Source organism: Rhizobium sp. BK196 (assembly GCF_014193255.1).
Classification (GTDB): Bacteria; Pseudomonadota; Alphaproteobacteria; order Rhizobiales; family Rhizobiaceae; genus Rhizobium.
The window spans coordinates 191955-213301 of sequence record NZ_JACHZB010000006.1 but is presented as its reverse complement, the minus strand read 5'-3'; the positions used below and the strand labels follow the sequence as shown (position 1 = coordinate 213301).

The 21347-nt window shown below is 60.8% G+C and carries 12 protein-coding genes; 4 read left to right on the top strand and 8 right to left on the bottom strand.

Annotation, left to right across the window (positions count from 1 at the left end; translation table 11 throughout):
- Positions 1–71 precede the first annotated feature (71 nt).
- On the bottom strand, positions 72–5960 hold the full coding sequence (locus FHT78_RS20415) for a DUF4082 domain-containing protein (RefSeq protein WP_348644759.1): 5889 nt from the start codon (positions 5958–5960) through the stop codon (positions 72–74).
- 156 nt (positions 5961–6116) lie between these two features.
- Between FHT78_RS20415 and FHT78_RS29805 the strand changes: the two genes are divergently transcribed.
- The 4 genes from FHT78_RS29805 to FHT78_RS20400 all read left to right on the top strand — a co-directional run bounded on the left by FHT78_RS29805 (position 6117) and on the right by FHT78_RS20400 (position 11634).
- Complete coding sequence (locus tag FHT78_RS29805) at positions 6117–6344, top strand: hypothetical protein (protein ID WP_312858778.1); 228 nt, start codon at positions 6117–6119, stop codon at positions 6342–6344.
- 511 nt (positions 6345–6855) lie between these two features.
- The gene (locus tag FHT78_RS20410) at positions 6856–8715 is read left to right on the top strand and encodes an adenylate/guanylate cyclase domain-containing protein (protein ID WP_183748373.1); all 1860 of its coding nucleotides are present in this window, start codon (positions 6856–6858) and stop codon (positions 8713–8715) included.
- A gap of 228 nt (positions 8716–8943) precedes the next feature.
- Positions 8944–10671 (top strand): ubiquinone-dependent pyruvate dehydrogenase, encoded by a 1728-nt coding sequence (gene poxB, locus FHT78_RS20405; RefSeq protein WP_183748075.1) that lies wholly within the window; start codon positions 8944–8946, stop codon positions 10669–10671.
- Between the two features lie 129 nt (positions 10672–10800).
- A complete protein-coding gene (locus FHT78_RS20400; protein ID WP_183748073.1) occupies positions 10801–11634 on the top strand; it encodes an inositol monophosphatase family protein in 834 nt (277 codons plus the stop codon).
- A gap of 6 nt (positions 11635–11640) precedes the next feature.
- On the opposite strand, the gene FHT78_RS20395 is transcribed toward FHT78_RS20400, so the two are convergent.
- From FHT78_RS20395 to FHT78_RS20365, 7 genes are all read right to left on the bottom strand, one after another.
- The gene (locus tag FHT78_RS20395) at positions 11641–12720 is read right to left on the bottom strand and encodes an ABC transporter ATP-binding protein (protein WP_183748071.1); all 1080 of its coding nucleotides are present in this window, start codon (positions 12718–12720) and stop codon (positions 11641–11643) included.
- Between the two features lie 23 nt (positions 12721–12743).
- Positions 12744–13565: an ABC transporter permease subunit gene (locus tag FHT78_RS20390; protein ID WP_183748069.1), complete on the bottom strand. Its 822-nt coding sequence runs from the start codon at positions 13563–13565 to the stop codon at positions 12744–12746.
- Positions 13562–14452 (bottom strand): ABC transporter permease subunit, encoded by an 891-nt coding sequence (locus FHT78_RS20385; protein WP_183748067.1) that lies wholly within the window; start codon positions 14450–14452, stop codon positions 13562–13564. The genes FHT78_RS20390 and FHT78_RS20385 overlap by 4 nt, the downstream gene beginning before the upstream one ends.
- Entirely contained in the window at positions 14452–15597 is a 1146-nt protein-coding gene (locus FHT78_RS20380) for an extracellular solute-binding protein (protein ID WP_183748065.1), read from the bottom strand. Before FHT78_RS20380 ends, FHT78_RS20385 begins: the two co-directional genes overlap by 1 nt.
- A gap of 682 nt (positions 15598–16279) precedes the next feature.
- A complete protein-coding gene (locus FHT78_RS20375; RefSeq protein WP_183748063.1) occupies positions 16280–18532 on the bottom strand; it encodes a CDC48 family AAA ATPase in 2253 nt (750 codons plus the stop codon).
- A 228-nt stretch (positions 18533–18760) separates the two neighbouring features.
- Positions 18761–20095 carry an epoxide hydrolase family protein gene (locus tag FHT78_RS20370; protein ID WP_183748061.1) on the bottom strand — a complete coding sequence of 445 codons (1335 nt, stop codon included), beginning with the start codon at positions 20093–20095 and terminating at the stop codon, positions 18761–18763.
- Positions 20096–20463: 368 nt separating this feature from the next.
- Entirely contained in the window at positions 20464–21255 is a 792-nt protein-coding gene (locus FHT78_RS20365) for a GntR family transcriptional regulator (RefSeq protein WP_183748059.1), read from the bottom strand.
- Positions 21256–21347: the final 92 nt, after the last annotated feature.

The following is a 21347-nucleotide window of genomic DNA, read 5'->3' as shown; positions in this document are numbered from 1 at the left end:
TACTCGGAACAATTGACGTATATGTCGTATGAACCTCATTCGAATCCCGTGCGTAGCCCATCCCCGATGCGTCATGCGGCAAGCTGCGGGCGGAAGATCACATCGGCATAGTAATTCGCTGAATCGTATGAACTGGTTGGGAAGAGCCCCGCGGTGGCGGAGCCGCCATAAGCGTAGACGCCGTTGCCGCCAGCGACGGCACTTGATTGAGCCGTAAGCGGACCATTTGTCACGGCATTGGTGAAGAAGGCATCCGTCGCCACGTAGGCACCTGTTGTGTGGTAGGAGGCGACATAGGTGGTGTTGGCGGTGATGGAGACGGCTGTTGCAAAGTTCACCGTCTGCCAGCCGCTCGCCGTGGTGTTGGTGAAGGTGGCGGTCGCGAGTTTGGTGCCGGTGGAACTCCACAGGTCGACGACGTTCTGGCCGTTGTCGTTGGCACTGCGATAGAACTTGATGCCGGTAATGTCGCCGGCAACGTTCGACTGGAACTTGACGCCGAGCTCGAGCTGCTGACCGTCGTTGAGGTTCGTCTGAGCCGGCGTACTGGAGGCGTTAAACAGACTGTAGGTCGCAGGTGCTGTCGATACGGCGATGCTGAAGCTCTCGTTGGCGGCAAGACCGCCGAGATCGGTTGCCGTCACCTTGACGCCATAGTTTCCGCCTGTCGTCGGCGTGCCGGAGAAGGTCCGTGTCGAGGCGTTGAAGGCGAGCCAGGCGGGCAGCGCTGTACCGTCGGCAGAAGTTGCCGTGTAGGTCAGCGTCTCGCCGCTGTCGACATCGGTGAAGGTCGTGGTCGGCAGCACGAAGGAGAAGGCGGAGCCGACGGTGCCGTTCTGGGTCGCCGTCTGGACGGCGAGCACCGGCGCATCGTTGGCGCCATGGATGGTGATGGTCAGGCTGGCCGTGGCGGTGGCCCCGGCGGCATCGCGCATCGTGTAGCTGAAGACGTCGCTCAGCGTATTGGTCGACTGGCGCAAGGCCTGGACGGTGGCATTGGTCTCGTTGACGGCATAGCTATAGGCACCCGAGGCACTGAGCACGAGACTGCCGTAAGTGCCGTTCAGTGCTGAACCGAGCGTGCCTGACGTCGAGCCGAAGGTGACGGCCGTCACCGTCTTGGTATCGCCGGCATCCGGATCGGTGTCGTTGGTCAGCACGTTGCCGCTTGCAACCACGCCACCCGAACCATTGGCAACACCGCCCTTCTCGGTCGCGTCACCCGTATCGGCAACCGCCGTCGGTGTTGTGTTGCCAGGCGTCGACGGACGGAAGACCACATCGGCCCAATAATTGGCGGCGCTGTAAGTGGCATTTGGGAAAATGCCCGCGGTGGCGGAGCCGCCATAGGCGTAGACGCCGTTGCCACTGGCCGGCGCCGTCAGCGGACCACTGGTGACGGCGGTCGTATAGAAATTATTCGTCGCCACGTAGGCACCTGTTGTGTGGTAGGAGGCGACATAGGTGGTGTTGGCGGTGATGGAGACGGCTGTTGCAAAGTTCACCGTCTGCCAGCCGCTCGCCGTGGTGTTGGTGAAGGTGGCGGTCGCGAGTTTGGTGCCGGTGGAGCTCCACAGGTCGACGACGTTCTGGCCGTTGTCGTTGGCACTGCGATAGAACTTGATGCCGGTAATGTCGCCGGCAACGTTCGACTGGAACTTGACGCCGAGCTCGAGCTGCTGACCGTCGTTGAGGTTCGTCTGAGCCGGCGTACTGGAGGCGTTAAACAGACTGTAGGTCGCAGGTGCTGTCGACACGGCGATGTTGAAGGTCTCGTTGGCGGCAAGACCGCCGAGATCGGTCGCCGTCACCTTGACGCCATAGGTGCCTGATGTCGTCGGCGTGCCGGAGAAGGTCCGTGTCGAGGCGTTGAAGGCGAGCCAGGCGGGCAGCGCCGTGCCGTCGGCAGAAGTTGCCGTGTAGGTCAGCGTCTCGCCGCTGTCGACATCGGTGAAGGTCGTGGTCGGCAGCACGAAGGAGAAGGCGGAGCCGACGGTGCCGTTCTGGGTCGCCGTCTGGACAGCGAGCACCGGCGCATCGTTGGCGCCATGGATGGTGATGGTCAGGCTGGCCGTGGCGGTGGCCCCGGCGGCATCGCGCATCGTGTAGCTGAAGACGTCGCTCAGCGTATTGGTCGACTGGCGCAAGGCCTGGACGGTGGCATTGGTCTCGTTGACGGCATAGCTATAGGCACCCGAGGCACTGAGCACGAGACTGCCGTAAGTGCCGTTCAGTGCTGAACCGAGCGTGCCTGACGTCGAGCCGAAGGTGACGGCCGTCACCGTCTTGGTATCGCCGGCATCCGGATCGGTGTCGTTGGTCAGCACGTTGCCGCTTGCAACCACGCCACCCGAACCATTGGCAACACCGCCCTTCTCGGTCGCGTCACCCGCATCGGCAACCGCCGTCGGTGTTGTGTTGCCAGGCGTCGATACGGCGATGCTGAAGGTCTCGTTGGCTGCAAGACCGCCGAGGTCGGTCGCTGTCACCTTGACGCCATAGTTTCCGCCTGTCGTCGGCGTGCCGGAGAAGGTCCGTGTCGAGGCGTTGAAGGCGAGCCAGGCGGGCAGCGCTGTACCGTCGGCAGAAGTTGCCGTGTAGGTCAGCGTCTCGCCGCTGTCGACATCGGTGAAGGTCGTGGTCGGCAGTGTGAAGGAGAAGGCGGAGCCGACGGTGCCGTTCTGGGTCGCCGTCTGAACGGCGAGCACCGGTGCATCGTTGGCGCCATGGATGGTGATGGTCAGGCTGGCCGTGGCGGTGGCCCCGGCGGCATCGCGCATCGTGTAGCTGAAGACGTCGCTCAGCGTATTGGTCGACTGGCGCAAGGCCTGGACGGTGGCATTGGTCTCGTTGACGGCATAGCTATAGGCACCCGAGGCACTGAGCACGAGACTGCCGTAAGTGCCGTTCAGTGCTGAACCGAGCGTGCCTGACGTCGAGCCGAAGGTGACGGCCGTCACCGTCTTGGTATCGCCGGCATCCGGATCGGTGTCGTTGGTCAGGACGTTGCCGCTTGCAACCACACCGCCCGAACCATTGGCCACACCGCCCTTCTCGGTCGCGTCACCCGCATCGGCAACTGCCGTCGGTGTTGTGTTGGAGCCCGGCGTGGTGAACATCACATCGACCCAGTAGTTGGTCTGCTCGAAGGTGCTCGTGGGGAACAGACTGTTGCTGCCATAGGCATATACGCCGTTGCCGCTGGCCGGTGCCGTTAGCGGGCCGCTCGTCACATTAGAGACGAAGTAGTTGGCGGTCGTCGAATAGTGGCCGGTATTCGTATGGTAAGACGCCGTGTAGGTCTGTCCGGCCGTCAACGCCACCGGGCTCGAGAAGTAGGCGATCTGCCAGCCGCTGGCGGTCTCGTTGGTGAAGGTGAGGGTCGCAAGCCGTGTACCGGCGCTCGACCAAAGGGAACCGGTGTGGGTGCCCGTATCCTGGCTGCCCTTGTAAAAACGAATGCCGGTGACGTTGCCTGCTACAGAGGTCTGGAATTTAACCCCGAGTTCGACGGCTGATGTGTCGCCGGTGTTGACGACGGCAGGTGTCGCCGAACCGAAGAGAGACGTGTAACTTGGTCCGCTGACGGTCACAGTGCGTCCCGCCGAGGGCGTTTCGAGATTGATGCTGTCGTCCACGGCCCGCGAGAGGATCGTGTAGCTGCCCGCGACCTGCGGCGACCACGTATAGGTCCAATTCTCGTCGCCGGTCGCCGGATGCCAGCTCGCCCCGTTGTCGGTCGAGACCTCGACGCCGGCGATGACGCCGCCGCCCGTGTCGGTTGCGGTGCCCGAAATCGTGACGGTGGAGCCAACGGTCGCCGTTGATGGCACCGTGATGACAGAAGTTGGTGCAGTGTGATCCGTGGAACCTGTCGTGGCCACGAGGCCGGATTGCAGCGTCCCGGGCTGAATGCCCATGTCGGCCAGCAAATTGACCATTGCCTGCTGAACGCGGGGATCGGTCGGGGTCGCCTCATTGTCGTGATTGTTGCTTAAGCCCCATGTCCAGTAGACAGTACCGGCGCCGAACACCAGCGCACCGCTCGGCGCGCGATAAAGCGTCAGATTGTGGGTCGCGGTCGCACTGCCGGTCGTGTTTCCATAATCGAGCAAGTAGGTGCTGACCGGAAGCGTCGTCGACGACAGCTTGACGAGGCCGGCCGGATCAAAGCCGTTGTCAACCGCTTCATCCCATTCGTATCCAAGATAGTTCTTGGTGAGCGTTGCCGTCTGGCCAGGCTGAAGATTGGCAACGCTCGTATTGCGCCAGAAGCGCAGGTTGGCGTCGTCATATCCGACCGTAATCGCGCCGAGATTGCTGCCGACATCGTCGACCTTGAACAATTGACCGGTCAGCGAGTTTTCCGGATTGCCTCCCCCGATCGCGGGTGGGCTGAGACGCGGATCGCGGAATGTGCCCGTCCATTCATTGGAAGGGTCAATGCTGCTACCGGGCGCCCACGTCTCCTTGTAGGAGATGAGCGTGCGATAGGGCGTGCCGTCGGCGCTGTAGGCATTGCCCCAACGGGTACGCCAGTAGACCTCGTTACCGCTCCAGAACATCAGGTTGACGCCCGCATCGCGCGCGGCTTCGACATTGGTCCTCTGCTGTCCAGACCAATATTCGTCATGCCCGGCATCAACATAGGTCTTGTGATTGAGCAGTAGGCTGCCGTAGCGGTCGACGTCGACACCCGACAGGTACGAAACATCATAGCCGTTCTGCTCCAGCCAGTAGATGCCTGCATACTCGGCGCCAAATAGATAGTCTTGCGGACCGGCATAAGTGCCAACCCCGCCGCGGGTCGCAATCGGCCTGTTGTAGCTGACAGCATAGGCGCGACCAGCGCCCTGCCCGGTCGCCGGACCGTTGCCGCCGTAGAAGTTTGCGCCACCCCAGCCGTTATAGGCTTGCCAGGTCTCGTCGGCGGTCTGGAAAACGATATCGCTGTGGCTGTCATCGTCGCGCACGATGAACGGAATCTGATTTTCGCCGAACGTGCCATCCTGCCGCACGAGCTTGGCGATATAAACGCCCGAGACGGCATCATCCGGTACCGTCCACGACGCCGACACTGCCCAGTTGCCGGCATCCACCGTGCCGGTCGTGGCATTGCGCAACGGATTGGGTTGGTTCTGCACGCCGGTGTGCTGAATGGTCGTGACCTTGCGCGCGCCCATGCCGCCATAATAGCCGAGCCGATAGATATCGATCCGGTAGTTGTTGGAGTTGGTATTGATTTTGAAGCTGATCGTCTTGCCGTTGTCGACGCTGATGTCGGTCGCGAATCCTTCGATGTTGGAGCTGCCTGCGCCAACGATACCCCACTCGCTCTGCGGATTGCCCGGCTTCTGGTTTTCCGCCACGACCGCATTGACGGCCGTCGCTGTCGCAGTGGCTGCCAGATTTTGCGTCGTTAACGACCGCTGCGTGGTCGGCGGTGTGGTGACCGAGCCGGAAAGGACGCCGACACCCTTGGTGCCGGTTGCCGTTCCCATCTCCCCGCCGCCGGGCAGGGATCCGTTCAAGATCGTCGAATCCGTCCACTTTGCGGTTCCGCGCCAGCCCGAGAGAGGGGATAAGTCACGATCGAGAAGCGGGTCACTGACCGAGGCACCGATGGCCCGCTTGATCGTTGCTACATAGTCCGGCCCTTCAGTCAGCCTGGTCCCCGGCAATTGACCATCCTGTTGAAGCATGGCACCGCCGTGAGCCCAATCGAGAATCCGCGTGGGGGAGGTAAAGTAGCCGCAGCCGCAGACGCCAAAGGGCATGCCGAACGCCAGTGAATTCGATCCACCGTGGTGTGCGGCCACCGCCGCTGCCGACGGGCTCGACTCAAGAATGACCACCTTGCCGGAGTGAGCGCGCCTGCCTGCTACGGCAGCGGAACCTTGTCCTGATACTGTCGGTCCCGGGCTCTGCGGCAGATACGGGGCCAGGGGATCCTCGCCCATGGTGCCAATGCCAGCATAACTGCGGGAACCATTCGCGTTCTGCCCGAAAGCTGCAAAAACCGGACTATGGGCCGACAGCACAGACGCGTCAGACTCTCTGCTTCGAAAACTCGATTCCCGCGCCGCTGCGAAAGCGTCGGCCAAGGATGGGGACACATGGTCGATATCGCCCCGACCGTCTGCTTCGTCGACCGTATCCGCTCCTGGTTCGTTATCATGTCCGCTGAGCACAAAGTTGTTGTCGGAATTGCCGGCAAGGCCGCCCCCCTTGTCTCCAATCGACGTCGCAAGTTGAGCGCTATCCTCAGGCTGATCGGCGTTCTTGCGTGGCTTCGCTTTTCCACCGACGGACCACCACCGGGGAGCCCACGAATCCACCAGTAGTGAGCGCGGAGCCCACCGGCGAGCGTTGCGATACATGGCGTGCCCTCTCGCGAAATTGCCAGGACCAAATCTATGAGGATCGTTCGATACACGGACTTCCGATTATAATCGAAAATGGGCGAGTATATCCTACCCATTTCGACCTACAGGCGGCATCCCTTTAGGCAAACGGGCTTTTGCGCAGAGCCGTGACTTGCCTTTCGCCGAGCAACGAGCGGTACGATCGTCGGATCTCCTTCGCATTACGAATCCGAGACGCCGTCCAAAATCGATGCACAGCCTCAAAATTGGGCACCTCGGCACGTCCGGGGTCTTTCCCACCCGAAAGAGCTATCGTTTGGCGCAATCTTCGCCCGTTCGGAGTATTGATGCTGCGCCGTAACGATATAGGCTCTGCGCCGCCGTGACAGCACGCCGAATCGAAAGATATCGGCTGCATGGGAGGGAGCCCTAGCGCGGTCAAAATCTGGAAAAGCGAGACACTGACATGAGACAATCCATGGAGAGGATCATGGAGCGGCGATTGAGTGCCATCCTCGCTGCCGATGTGGTCGGTTACAGCCGGCTCATGGGCATGGACGAGACAGGCACGCTGCAGGCTTTGAACCGCCATCGCTGCGAACTGGTCGAGATCCGCATATCCGAATACAAGGGCCGTATCGTCAAACTGACGGGCGACGGCATTCTGGCCGAGTTTCAGAGCGTCGTGAATGCCGTGGCCTGTGCCGCCGAAATCCAGCGTAGCATGGCCGTGCGCAACGAAAACGTGCCGAAGGAAGAGCGCGTCGAATTCCGCATTGGTATCAATCTCGGCGATGTCGTCGTCGAAAATGACGATATTTTCGGCGACGGCGTCAACCTTGCCGCGCGCCTGGAAAGCGTTGCTCCGGTCGGCGGCGTTGCCGTGTCGGCAATCGTGCGGGATCAGGTCGGCTCACGCCTCAATCTTGGCTTCGATTTTTTAGGTGAACACGTGTTCAAAAATATCCGCCAGCCGGTGCAGGTTTATACGGTTTCCTTCGAGAAGCCGAGTTCCGCCCGTCTCGTCGCCCAGAATCGCAACACCTGTTTCATCGCCGTTCTGCCCTTCACCAATATGAGCGGCGATGCCGACCAGGACTATTTCTCCGACGGCATCACCGAGGACATCATTACAGATCTTTCCAAAGTCTCCAGCCTGCATGTGGTCCCGCGCAACACCGCCTTCACCTACAAGGGCACATCGGTGAAGGTGAAGCAGGTCGCCCAGGAGCTCGGCGTGCGTTACATGCTGGAAGGCAGTGTGCGCATCGTCGGCACGCGGGTACGCATCTCCGGCCAGTTGATCGATACCATGAACGGCGACCATCTTTGGGCGGAACGCTATGATCGGGACCTTACCGATATCTTCGCCATCCAGGATGAAATCACCAACGCGATCGTCGGCCAATTGAAAGTGCGGCTGCTACCGGAAGAGCGCAAGGCGATCGCCGCCGAGCCGACGGCCAATGTCGAGGCCTATACTTATTACCTGAGAGGCCGGCAGCTCTCCCATACCTGGACAAAATCCTATCTGCAGCTTGCCCGGCGCATGTTCTACAAGGCCGTCGAACTCGATCCGGACTATGGCCGCGCCTATGCAGGTATTGCCGATTGCGATGCGGCGATACGCGACTGGGCGCCTGATGATGTGCCCCTCGAGCGCATCCTCGCCATGAGCGCCAAGGCCCTGGAACTTGATCCCGACCTTGCCGAGGCCCATGCCTCCCGCGGCCTGGCGCTGCATCAGAACGGCGAGGATGACGAGGCCATGGCATGCTTCGAACGCGCGCTTGCGCTCGATCCCAACCTCTATGAAGCAAATTTCCACTATGCCCGCATCTTCTTCATGCGCGGGAATTTCGCCGAGGCGGTACACTATTTCACCCGGGCCGCCGAAATCCGCCCCGATGACTATGTTTCGCCGATCCATCTGATGTCCTCATACCATTCTCTCGGACGAATGGCGGACCGGGAAAGCTGGGCGCGAAAAGGCATTGAAAGAGCCGAGCGGGCGCTCAATCAGAACCCGGAAAATTCCGGCCCCGCCCATCGCGGTGCGCTTGCCCTTGCCCATCTCGGCGAAGCAGCGCGGGCGTGCGACTGGGCCGCACGGGCGAGCGCCATCGATCCCGATGACATCGTCGCCCAGTATAATCTCGCCTGCGTCCACTCCGTGCTTGGCCATGTGGAACGTGCGATCGATATCTTGGAGGGCTTGCTGCCCCGCAGCTCGGTCTACCATATCAAATGGTTCACCCATGATTCCGACCTGGACAATCTGCGCCGGAATCCGCGCTTCATGAAACTTATCGCGGAGGCAACGAGAGAGCGGGAACGGATCGAGGCATAGGTCGCGGTAGAAGGATGAAGCCAACGGAGAGGGTCGAACAAACCTATGCTCTCCGCCGGTAGGCCGCCCCCTCGTATATCAGGCAAGCGGGCTTTTTACGGCCAGCGCCTATACCAAGGTTCAGTTGGGTGTCTCCGCCACTCTGATAATTCTCCGGGTTGAGAAGGTTAGAGCGAGGCCTAGCTTCCTTTTGCCATCAACTGAAACCCAAAGCCCGGGAGCCTTTCGATGAAGTCCAAAGTAGCTGATGTCCTGACAGAGGTGCTGCATTCGGCAGGAGTGAAGCGGATCTATGGCGTAGTCGGCGACAGCCTGAACGGGCTCACGGAATCGCTGCGAAAGAGAGGCGACATCGAGTGGGTCCATACCCGCCATGAAGAAACGGCCGCCTTCGCGGCCGGGGCCGAAGCCCATCTCAGCGGCGAATTGGCCGTGTGCGCAGGAAGCTGCGGCCCGGGCAATCTGCACCTCATCAACGGCCTGTTCGACTGCCATCGCTCACGGGTCCCGGTGCTGGCCATTGCCGCGCAGATACCTTCGGCTGAAATAGGCAGAGGCTACTTCCAGGAAACGCATCCGGACCAGCTTTTCCGGGAATGCAGCCACTATTGCGAGCTTGTCAGCCATCCCGAGCAATTGCCTGGTGTCATCGAAACGGCCATTCGCACCGCCATTGGAAAGCGCGGCGTTGCCGTCGTGGTCATTTCGGGCGACGTGGCATTGACCGATTTCACGGCTAAGATTTCGGCACCGGCCGCACTCACCCTGTCCCAACCGAACGTCGTGCCGGCGAACGAGCAGATCGATCGACTTTCGGAACTCCTCAATAACAGCTCGAAGGTTACCCTTCTGTGTGGACGCGGCTGCGAAGGGGCGCATGATGAGTTGATCGCCTTTGCGGACCGGCTGAAGGCGCCTGTTGTCCATGCGCTCGGCGGCAAGGAACATGTCGAGTGGGACAATCCCTTCGATGTCGGCATGACCGGCCTGATCGGCTTCTCCTCGGGTTACAAGGCCATGCTGGAGTGCGACACGCTTCTCATGCTCGGCACCGATTTCCCATACCGGCAATTCTACCCGACCGGCGCCAAGATCGTGCAGGTGGATATTCGACCGGAAAATCTTGGCCGCCGGGCCTCGCTGGATCTCGCAATCGTCGGCGACGTCAAATCGACGCTGGCGGCGACGCTGCCGAAGCTGACGGAGCGAACGGACCGGGATCATCTGGATGAATGCCTGGCCGCCTACAGGAAGGCGCGTGAAGGTCTCGACGACCTCGCAACCGGCAGAGAGGGTGGCAAGATTCATCCGCAATATGTGGCACGCCTTCTAAGCGAGCATGCCTCCGACGACACCGTCTTCACCTTCGACGTCGGGACCCCGACGATTTGGGCTGCGCGTTACCTGAAAATGAATGGAAAACGTCGTCTGATCGGATCTCTGGTTCACGGATCGATGGCCAATGCTCTTCCTCAGGCGATCGGGGCACAGGCCACTTACAAGGAGCGCCAGATCATCAGCATGTCGGGCGATGGCGGTTTTGCAATGTTGATGGGCGACTTCCTGACGCTCGTTCAACAGGATCTGCCGGTGAAGGTCGTCGTCTTCAACAATTCCGTCCTCGGATTCGTAGCTATGGAAATGAAGGCTTCGGGGTTCCTCGAGACCGGCACCGAACTCAAAAACCCGGATTTTGCTGCGGTTGCCCGCGCAGCCGGAGTCCATGGCGTTCGCGTGGAGGATCCCGCCGAGCTTGACGGTGCCATCCGGGAAATCCTGGCGCATCCAGGCCCGGCACTGCTTGACGTCGTCACGAACACGCAGGAATTGTCGATGCCGCCGAGGATAGAAGCTGCACAGGTGAAAGGTTTTGGTCTCTGGGCCATTCGCGCTGTGATGAACGGCCGGGGAGACGAACTCGTGGACCTAACGGTCTCGAACTTCCTGTCTCGGTGATGTCGGACACACCCTCTTGAACTCGGCCGGCGCAGCACCGCATGCAAGATGCGCGGGCTTCATAAAAGCATCACGCGCATCTGCGATGGGAACACGACCTACCACCTTAGTCATCACACGGACCCTTTAATGACATCGACTTCGACCGCCGCGCGCCTGTCGCCGGCCGCCTCGCCCCGTCTTGTCGTGCTTGCCCAAACCGTCCTCAAGGCGGGCGAAACGGCGCGCAAGGCACTCAGACGACGCAATGCGGCCGAGATGGTCCACAAGGCGCCTCGCGACTATCAGACCGAAATCGATGTCGCCGTCGAGAGGATCATCGTCGAAGAGATGACGAGCGCATTCCCGACCTATGGGATTAAGGGCGAGGAAGAAGTCGGCAACAGGCAGGCCGACGCGGACGCGCCTGTCGTCTATATCGACCCGATCGACGGCACGACCAATTTTGCCTGGGGCATCCCGCATTTCGGCATGACGATCTCGATCGCCGAGGCCGGCCGCGTCGCCTCAGGCGTCGTCTATGACGCCATGCAGGACGAGCTTTTCAGTGCAGAGACCGGCGGCGGCGCCTGGCTGAATGGCGAGCAGATCCATTGCGCTGAGGTGGCCGATATCCAGAACGTGCTCGTTGGCGCCGGCCTGCCGATCCCCGGCCAGGTCAAGGCGGTCCCGGAAGAGCTTTATTTCGACGCCGTCAAGCGGCTGATGGCCAATACCGCCGGCGTGCGTCGCCTCGGTTCGGCAGCGCTTTCAATCGCCTATGTCGCCTGCGGCCGACTGGACGGCTTCTTCGAGGACGGCCTGTCGGTCCATGACTTCGGTGCCTCGGCACTCATGGTCGAGGAAGCAGGCGGTGTCGTCACACGGTTTTCCGGCGCGGCCGTCACCGGCAAAGGCGACATCCTGGCAGCAAGCAAGCCACTCTATCCCTGGCTGCGGGATGGTTTTCAGCCGAAAGCCTGAGACCGTTCAAGCGGTATGGAGCGGCTGCATTATCGCAGCCGCCTGTGCGCCAGCCGACTGGTGAATCAGCGCATTGTCGCGGAAGGCGAAGAAGCCCGAGCAGCTGGGAGCGACGGTCATTCCGGCCCGGATCATATCGCCCGGCGCAACCATCGCCTTCAGCCTGGTGCCATCGGCGAGATCGATATCGACGATCTTGTGCGTACCGAAGTCGGTGACACGGTGGACGATTGCACCTGCCGCTCCGCTGGCCGGATGCACAGTCAGGGCTTCCGGGCGCATCGCAAGCATCACGGGACCATCTGCGATCGGAATGGAAAAACCGAAAAGCGGATGCGTGCAGATCCCATCTCGGATCTCGCTCTCAATGAAATTCATCGAGCCGATGAAGCCGGCGACGAAAGCCGTCTGCGGTTCGCGATAGATGACGCTCGGCGGCGCCACCTGCTCCGTGCGCCCGTCGCGCATGACGACGATGCGGTCGGCAAGCGCCAGCGCTTCATCCTGACCGTGGGTGACGAACAATGTCGTGATGCCGAGCCGTTGCTGGATGTCGCGCACTTCCTCACGCAGCCGCTCGCGCAAATGTTGGTCGAGACTGGCGAAGGGTTCATCGAGCAGCAGGATCTTCGGCTCGAGGACGAGCGAACGGGCAAGCGCGACACGCTGCTGCTGGCCGCCGGAAAGCTGCGTAACCGCGCGCTTCCCGTAATCTGCGAGACCGACCAGAGCGAGGGCGTTCTCGACGCGCTCTCGAATTTCGGTCTTCGGCAAGCGGCGCAGTTTGAGGCCGAAGGCGATGTTGTTGAAGACATCCATATGGGTCCAGAGCGCATGGCTCTGGAAGACCATGCCGGTTGGGCGCCGCTCCGGCGGCAGGGTTGTCACATCCTTGGCGTCGATGCGGATGCTGCCGCCAGTCGGCCGTTCAAAACCGCCGATCATACGCAGCAACGTCGATTTGCCGGAACCTGACGGGCCGAGCAGGCAGACAAGCTCGCCATCACCGACTTCAAGCGAAAAATCGCTGACGGCAAAGGTATGGCCGAAGCTCTTGGAGACGCCTTCGATCGCCAGATGTGCCATTGTTAAGTCCTTTCTGCCGGCGCTCAGGCGCCGAAGCCCCGCGCAAAGGCGCCGGTCCCGATAACGCGCCGCGCAAACATCAATGCCGCAAAGGACGGCACCCAAAGCATCACGGAGAGGACCGCACCGTATTGCACGACGATCTGGTTGTTGATGAAGCTGATCATCAGCACCGGCATCGTGCGGATTTCCGGCGCGCCGATCAGCCAGGCGCCTTCCGTCTCGTAAAAGGTGCCGACGAAGGTCAGGAGCAGGGCCGCTGATATGGTCGGAGCGGCCTGCGGCAGCGTGATCGACGAGAAGACGCGAAGTGGCGTGGCGCCCGCGTCACGCGCGGCCTCCTCCATGCGCCGGTCGACATTCTGGAAAGCCGCGACCGGGATCCAGATCATCAGCATCAGCGTGCCGACGAGCTGGATCAGCACCACACCCCAGAAGGTACTGATCAGCCCCAACTGCAGGAAGATGCCGGCAATCGCCACCAGCAGACCGAATTTCGGAAAGGCGTGCGAGGCGAGGAACGACAGGAACAGAATGTTGCGGCCGGGAAAGCGCATCCGAGCAAAGGCATAGGCGGCCGGAAGGCAGATGACCGCAGAAAGCAGCGTCACCGTTGCCGTCAGCCGCAGGCTGAGGAACAGCGCATCCCAGACATCCTTGCGCGCGAGCGTCTGCGACCAGAAACGCAGGCCGAACTGCTGGGGAATGACGGAAGGGTAGCGCCAGATCTCGGTGAAGGCCCAGGTCGCAACGACCAGCAGCGGCAACGCGATGAAAAGCGTCAGCAGCAATGCCAAAAGCAGCCCCACCCAGTCGAATTTCAGACCTGTCGACCGAGCCATCATCGGCCCTCGCGGTTGCGGGCGATCGACCAGACATAGAAGATGCCGAAGAGAAGGCAGAAGCCGAAGCTGATGACCGCCTGTGTCAGCGCGTTCAGTGGGTCATTCATATCTGCGAAGGTGCGCTGCATGAAGGGTCCCATCATCTCCGGCGAGGCGGGGCCGAGAACGTAGGGCAAGGTGAAAGCCGAGAATATGCCGAGAACGGCAAAGGAGGCGGTCACCAGAAGCGAGTTGCCCATGCGCGGCAAAATGATCGAGATGAAGACCCTTGGAGGCGTCGCGCCGACATCGCGAGCCGCCTCGATGGAGCTGTTGGAAACGGACGTGAGCCCAGCCGTCAGCATCAGCACGGTCAAAGGCAGATTGTCCCAGACGAGGCCGATCACCGGCCCCCACGGCGTCAGATAGGGGCTCGGCAGCTTCGGCAGCCCCACGGCATTGAGCAGGATGTCGACCGTGCCATTCGGTCCGATCGTGCGGATCAGCGCATAGGAGAGAATGATCGAAGGAACAAACATCGGAAAGATCGCGAGACCCTGCACATAGCCGGCTAGGCGACTGCCGGAAAAGCGCAGATAAAGCGCAATCGGAAGGCCGATCGCAAGCAGGAGCAGGCCGCAGACAAAGGTCGTCCAGAGCGTCAGCCAAAGGTTGTTCAGACTGTAGGCGTCGCTGAAGAAGAAATGGTAGGAGGCGAGCGAAAACTCCGTCGTCCCGCCCGGCTGGCGGACGAAGACGGTGGTCGCGATCGCCGAAAAGATCGGAAAGATGATCAGCCAGCCGACCAGAAAGACCGGCATGCCGACGAGGAGGAGCCCGTAGAGGCTCCCCCTGCCGAGAGGCGGCGCGCGGTGCGCGACCGCAGGCTGCGCGGCATCCAGCGCCATCAGGTGCGGCTGATACCGGGAGCGACAGTACGATACCAGCCGTCGTTGATCGCCTTTTCCCAGTCGCCGCCCGGGAAGGTCGGAATGGTTGCCGGGATGACGTCGGCATATTTCTTGCGCAGATCTTCGGAAATGTGATCCCAGGAAATGCCCGGGAAGCCGCCGATTTCGGTGATGATGGCTTCCTGCATCTCGCTCGTCAGCATGAAGGCGGCGAGTTTGAGGGCGGCATCCTTGTTGGCGCCGTTGGTGAAGATCGTCATGGCCGAAAAACCGCCGCAAAGCGCGAGGTCGGAGAGCTGCACAAGGCCGGTCGTCTCAGGCAGGACACCCTGCGAGATCGCCTGCAGGACCTGGTCGGACCAGATCGGAGCCATGGTCACGACACCCTGGGAGAGCAGCTGGATCGACTGCGTGTTGCCGGCGGTATAGGCGCCCTTCTGATAGAGCGACGGCGCGAGATCGTTGAGGATTTTCCAGGCCGGCGTCAGCGACTGCTCGGCAAAATCGGCAGTGAAGTTGTCGATCTTGAATTTCTTCGGGTCGCGGCCGTTGGCTTCATGAATGGCGCGGCGAACGAAATTGCCGCCCGAACCGCCCTTGTCCGGACGATTGTAGATGAACTGGCCGGGATTGGTCTTGATCCAGGCCGTCAGCTGTTCCCAGGTCTTCGGCGCGTCCTTCGGGTCGAGCTTGCTCTTGTCATAGGCGAGCAGAACCTGCGAGCCGCGATAGGGCAACGAGTAGGGCGTGTCGATAGCGAGTGGGTTGACGCGCTCGAAGCCGGGCACGTTCTCAGCGGAGAACTTGACCCAGAGACCGGCATCGATGCCGCCCGCGGGGAGACGCGGATCGAAGGATTCGAAGAGGTCGGCCTGCGGATCGGTCTTGGTCTTCAGCGCAGCGAGAGCGCGGTCGCCGATGGCGCGAAGGCCGTTGTTGTCGCCGGCGTCGGTAACTTTCAGCGCGACTTCCGGATGCGCCTTTTCGAAAGCCGGACGGATGATGTTGTTCCAGAGGTCGATGATATTGGCATCCGACCCGCTGTAGAGGTCGATCGTGCCGGCAGCGGCCGAAGCGAAACGCGGAAGGGCCAGGAGGCTCGCTGCCGCCGACCATGTGATCAGAAATTCGCGTCTATTCATATCCTGTCTCCCTTCGCTATCGAGGCTTCGCCCCAGATGAGTTCTGAGACTTGCTAGCCCCGGCGCGTAACATCGGAATGACAGAAGCGAAGAAAATGCACACGTGTGCCAAATGCGGTAGACGAGGCCGATACTCGATTCCGGGCAGCATTATCGACCCCGGAAAATTCGTCAGACAAGTTCGGTATTTCCTGAGTGAAACAGCCGGCCAGAAGCCTGGCACCAAGGATTGGTCAACACGCGACTTGATCGCGTGGGCGTGAGAAAGCCCTTAGTTAAGCCGATGCTGGGCCTATAGCTGGCTTCCTTGGTCCGCTCGAGCGGTTTGCGCGTCAGACCAAGAGATTGGAGGCGACGATCCGAAGGTGGTGGACGGGGTTAAAACGCATTTCCCAAGAGTATCCGGAAACACCCTATATTTCGCCGTTTACAAGCCGGCATAACCCGTTTCCGACACCTTTCAGCAAACAACCCGTCCACCCCCTCCAGCAGAGGATAATCGTTTCGCATCAACCGCCTAAGCTGGATGGGGTTACCCCGTCCATACACCCTCCACCTCTGTAAACCCCGTCCAGAACCTGCCGTTGATGGACGGAGTTCCAGGACCGGACGAGGTTGCCGTGGACGGGGTTCGTCATCCCTCAGGAAAATAAAAACCGAGGTTTGGCCGCCTCCATCGTCTTTACTCCGCAGCCTGCCGCAATGGGGTGAAACCGATCTGTCGTCGCTGCGGGCTTTCTTGCCTCAGGGTCCGAAGCATCTCCTCGTATTCCTGCTCCATTTCCGGGGTGACGGACGGGCGGACTTCCTGGAGAGCCTTGGAGAAATCCTCCTTGATCACGGTAGAGGCGTCGAGCGATCGGCGCAGCGCGATGAGACCAGCGCGGCGCGTCAAGTCCTCAAGGTCAGCTCCCGTAAAGCGCACCGTTTGTTCGGCGAGTTCATCCAGATCGATATCTTCTGCCAATGGCATCTTCTTCGTATGGATACCGAGGATTTTTCGCCGTGCTTTCGCATCAGGCACCGGAACGTAGACCAGCTCGTCAAAACGGCCCGGTCTCAGAAGCGCAGGATCGAGAAGATTTGGCCGGTTGGTCGCCGCCATGACGACGACACCCTGCATGTCTTCCAGGCCATCCATTTCTGCCAGAAGCGTGTTGACCACACGTTCCGTTACCGCCGGCTCACCCAATCCTCCGCCACGGGCCGGAGCAAGCGAGTCGATTTCATCGATAAAGATGACCGTTGGCGCGACCTGCCTGGCGCGCTCGAACAGCCGCGAAACCTGCTGTTCGGATTCGCCATACCATTTCGACAGAAGATCGGATGACTTCGTCGCCACGAAATTGGCCTCCGCCTCGCGCGCCACGGCTTTCGCCAGGAGCGTCTTGCCCGTTCCCGGCGGCCCGAAGAGCAGGAAACCCTTGGCCGGACGAATGCCCATGCGCTTGAAGGACTGCGGTGCACGCAGCGGCAGTTCCACGCCCTCCTTCAGCTTCATCTGTGCTTCGTCCAGTCCACCGACGTCGTCCCAGCGCACGTTGGGTGCCTGGATCATGATCTCACGCAGAGCCGATGGCTGAATACGCTTCATCGCCGACATGAAGTCATCCTGTGAAACCGTCAGCTTCTCCAGAACCTCGCTCGGGATGCCTTCCCGAAGATTGATGTCGGGCAGCACGCGCCGCAACGCATCCATGGCGGCTTCGCGAACGAGCGCCCCCAGATCAGCGCCGACGAAACCGTAGGTCGTTCTGGCGATCTCATCGAGGTCCGTATCTTCCGCAAGCGGCATGCCACGAGTGTGGATGGCCAGCACTTCGCGCCGTCCATTTTGGTCCGGAACTCCGATGACGATCTCGCGATCGAAACGTCCTGGGCGCCGCAGCGCTTCATCGATCGCATCGCGCCTGTTGGTCGCACCGATGACGACAATATTCTGTCGGGGCTCCAGCCCGTCCATCAAGGTCAGGAGCTGGGCAACGATACGCCGCTCGACCTCCCCCGTGACCTGTTCACGCTTAGGCGCGATGGAGTCGATCTCGTCGATGAAGATAATGGAGGGAGCATTCTGCGAGGCTTCCTGGAAGACCTGCCTCAGCCGTTCTTCAGACTCGCCGTATCGGCTGCCCATGATTTCCGGTCCGGCGATGTGGTAGAAGTTGGCCTCCGTCTCGTTCGCCACCGCCCGGGCAAGCAGTGTCTTGCCGGTTCCCGGAGGCCCGTAGAGCAAAACACCCTTCGGCGGATCGATACCGAGGCGCTGAAAGAGCTCCGGATGGCGCAAGGGAAGCTCCACCATCTCGCGGACCTGTTCGACCGACGAGCCGAGACCACCAATATCATCATAGGTGACGTCAGCGCGGCGGGCTTCCTTCGGCTCCTCGAACTGCGGACGCAACTCGACTGTTGTCTGCTCTGTCATCTGGACGATACCGCGCGGCTGCGTCGAGACGACAACGAGCCTGATTTCTTGCAGACCGTAAGCCGGAAGGCTGAAGCGCGGATCCCGTATCCGTTGCTGCACGGAAGTCGACACGACGTCCCCTGCGACCATCGGCATCTGGAGGAAAGTTCGCTGCAGAGCCTCACCCGAGCCCTGCAGCACCAAATTCTTCTGCGCTGGCGCCAGAACCACCTTTGTCGCCGGACGCGCCTCGGCTTTACGTATCTCGACGTGGTCTCCGCTCGTTACTCCGGCATTCACACGTTGCAGGCCGTCGAGGCGCACGATGTTTAGCCCTTCGTCGTCGGGATACGGGCGCATGGCGACCGCAGCGGTATGACGCTTACCGATAAGCTCGATAAGGTCGCCCTCTCGAATACCAATCTTGCTCATCGCGCTCGAAGAAAGCCGCGCAATGCTTGTTCCCGCATCCTGCGGTCTCATGTTTGCCACTTGTAATGTGAGTATCTGGTCATCTGCAACGGACATAGAGCCTCCATAAAAGTCGAGAACTGAAACGCATAAGCATCGCCACCGGAGGATTATTACGTCCGATCGCCTGTTGGAAAGTGGATCAAAGTATAGGGCGTTGATCCCGGTTTTCGAGCCGCGGCATGGACGAGGTTTGTGTGCAAAGTCGCTGCAATCATGAACGACGGATCGTGACGGCGACGCCAGTGAGTGGCCCTCGAACGAGGACCACCCATTTCGACGTCGTCAGCGTACGGACTTGAAAGCGGCTCTGACTTCCTCGGCGAAGAGCTGCGGCTGCTCCCAGGCAGCGAAATGCCCGCCTTTCTCGACCTGGTGATAGTAGGTCAGCGAGGGATAGGCCTGCTTGGCCCAGCTTTCCGGGGCCTGGTAGATTTCCTTCGGAAAGACAGTGATACCGACCGGGACTTTGATGTCCTTCGTCTTCTGCGTTTCGGCACTGAAATTGTTGTTATTGTTTTCCCAGTAGAAGCGCGAAGACGATGCGCCGGTGTTCGTCAGCCAATAGAGCGTGATATCATCAAGCATTTCGTCCTTGGAGAAAACGCGCTCCGGAACACCGCCACTGTCGCTCCACTGGGCAAACTTCTCGTAAATCCAGGACGCCAGGCCAGCCGGCGAGTCGGAAAGTGAATAGCCGATCGTCTGCGGCCGGGTCACCATTATGGCACCATAGGCAGCGTTTCGTCCGAAGAAGGTGCTCAGGGAATTATACGCTTCCCGCTCCGGCGACGACAGGCTCGCAGGGGCCGGGTCCCCGCTGTTGATAGCCTTCATGAGGTCGCCCGGCACCGTCGCGGGCATATTGAGATGGATTGCCAGCAGCCCCTTCGGCGCCTGGCGCGCCAACGTGTCGGAGATCACCGAACCATGATCGCCGCCCTGAGAAACATAGTGGTCATAGCCGAGCCGCTTCATCAGGACGTCCCAAGCGCGGGCAACCCGGTCCGGCCCCCAGCCCTGATCGGTCGGCTTTCCGGAAAATCCGTAGCCCGGTATCGAGGGGATGACGACGTCGAACGCATCTTCCGGCCGGCCGCCATATGCAGTCGGGTCCGTGAGAGGACCTATGGTCTTGATGAACTCGAATATCGATCCCGGCCAGCCATGAGTCAGAATGATCGGAAGAGCATTGGGATGGCGCGAACGAACATGGATGAACTGGATGTCGACACCGTCGATCGTCGTGACGAATTCCGGCAATGCATTGAGTTGCGCCTCGGTCTTGCGCCAGTCGTACTCTGTACCCCAGTAGCGAACCAGATCCTGAACGCGTGACAATTGAATACCCTGTGAGTCGTCGCCGACCGTCTCCTTGTCCGGCCATCGGGTGTCGGCGATGCGCCTGCGCAGGTCGTCGAGTTGCGACTGCGGAACGTGGATCTGGAATGGTCGGACGCTTTCGTCAGCGCTCGCCGTCGTAGAAACATTCGACGCAGGATCGGCGGCATGGGCCGGTAGTGCATAGATCACCGGAACGAGCAACAGCGAGCCAAGCGCCACGGCGATCGCTCGATCGGAAACACTGCGCCGAATTGAAACATTGTCGGTCTTGGTCATGAAACGCTTTCCTTCGATTGCTGCCGCATTCGCGGCGCTTGTCAACGAAGAGAGGTTTCAAGGATCGACGTGTCCTGCATATTTCGAAAATCGGCTGAAGTGTATCAACATGTAGCAGTGGCGCGCCGGGATACAAATCAAGAGGTTACCGACGGCTCTCCCCGAGCGTATCCATCCCATGATGCGCGCTCGACTGCATCTGACAGCTGCCACCGGTGCGCCCCAAACAACAGAAGCGCGGCTGTTGGGGGCGAAGGTAGCGCTGCAAACGCAGGTTGGGATCCTTTGGAAAATCGGACAATGCAAAAGACGTTGGAGCGCCACCGGCAAGCTTCAAAGTGCCCCCCCGATAAGCAGGACAGAGTCGCTCAATACTGCGTGAAATCGCCCGATTCCGACTGAAGCAGCGTCAGAGGATAGCGGGCAGGATGATGGACCAGCGCCGTCAGGTTGACCGGGCGGTTGCGATCGTCGAAAGCGATCTGATCGACGGTGAGAACGGCGGCTGGCGGAGGCAACTCGAGCATCGCAGCCTCCTGATCCGTTGCAAGGCGCGCGCTCAGCGTTGTCTGCCCGCGCTTCGGATGAATGCCATAGCGCTCGCGAAGCTCGGCATAGAGCGACCGGTTGGCAACAGCCCAGTCGAGATCAAGCAAACCCGGAACGCGTGCAGCCGGTATCCAATCGGTCTGGACGACAGCAGGTATGTTGTCGAGAAGACGAAGCCTCGACAAGAGAACCACCTCGGCGCCAGGCGCCAGGAAAAGCGGACGGCTCACCTCAAGCGGCGCATGCACGATGCTGGCCTCGATCAGCCGATGGCCGGGACTTCGACCGCTCGCTATCGCGATGCTGGTGAAGCTTTTCAGAACCTGGAGTTCGAAGCCGCCACCACGCTCGGCGACGTAGAGACCTTTTCCCGGTTGGCTGTGTATCACGCCCTGCTGAATCAATTCGCGGACGGCATGGCGCACGGTGATCCGGCTGACATTGTAGAGATCGACGAGTTCCCGTTCTGACGGCAGCTTGCCGCGCAGCGGCAGCTTGCCATCGCGGATGGACGCCAGAAGGGCTTCGTAGACCTGCCGGTGCAAGGGGCGAGGGTCGTTACGATCGATGCCGCCCTGTGGCGCGATGAATGATGCCGGCGCTTGCTGCATCTTGAATCTGATCCTGTCCTGTGCGGTGCACTCTTGCCGTTTTGTATCTTCGATGCAACCGGCGGCAAAGTCCATGTTGACATGACTGGTCA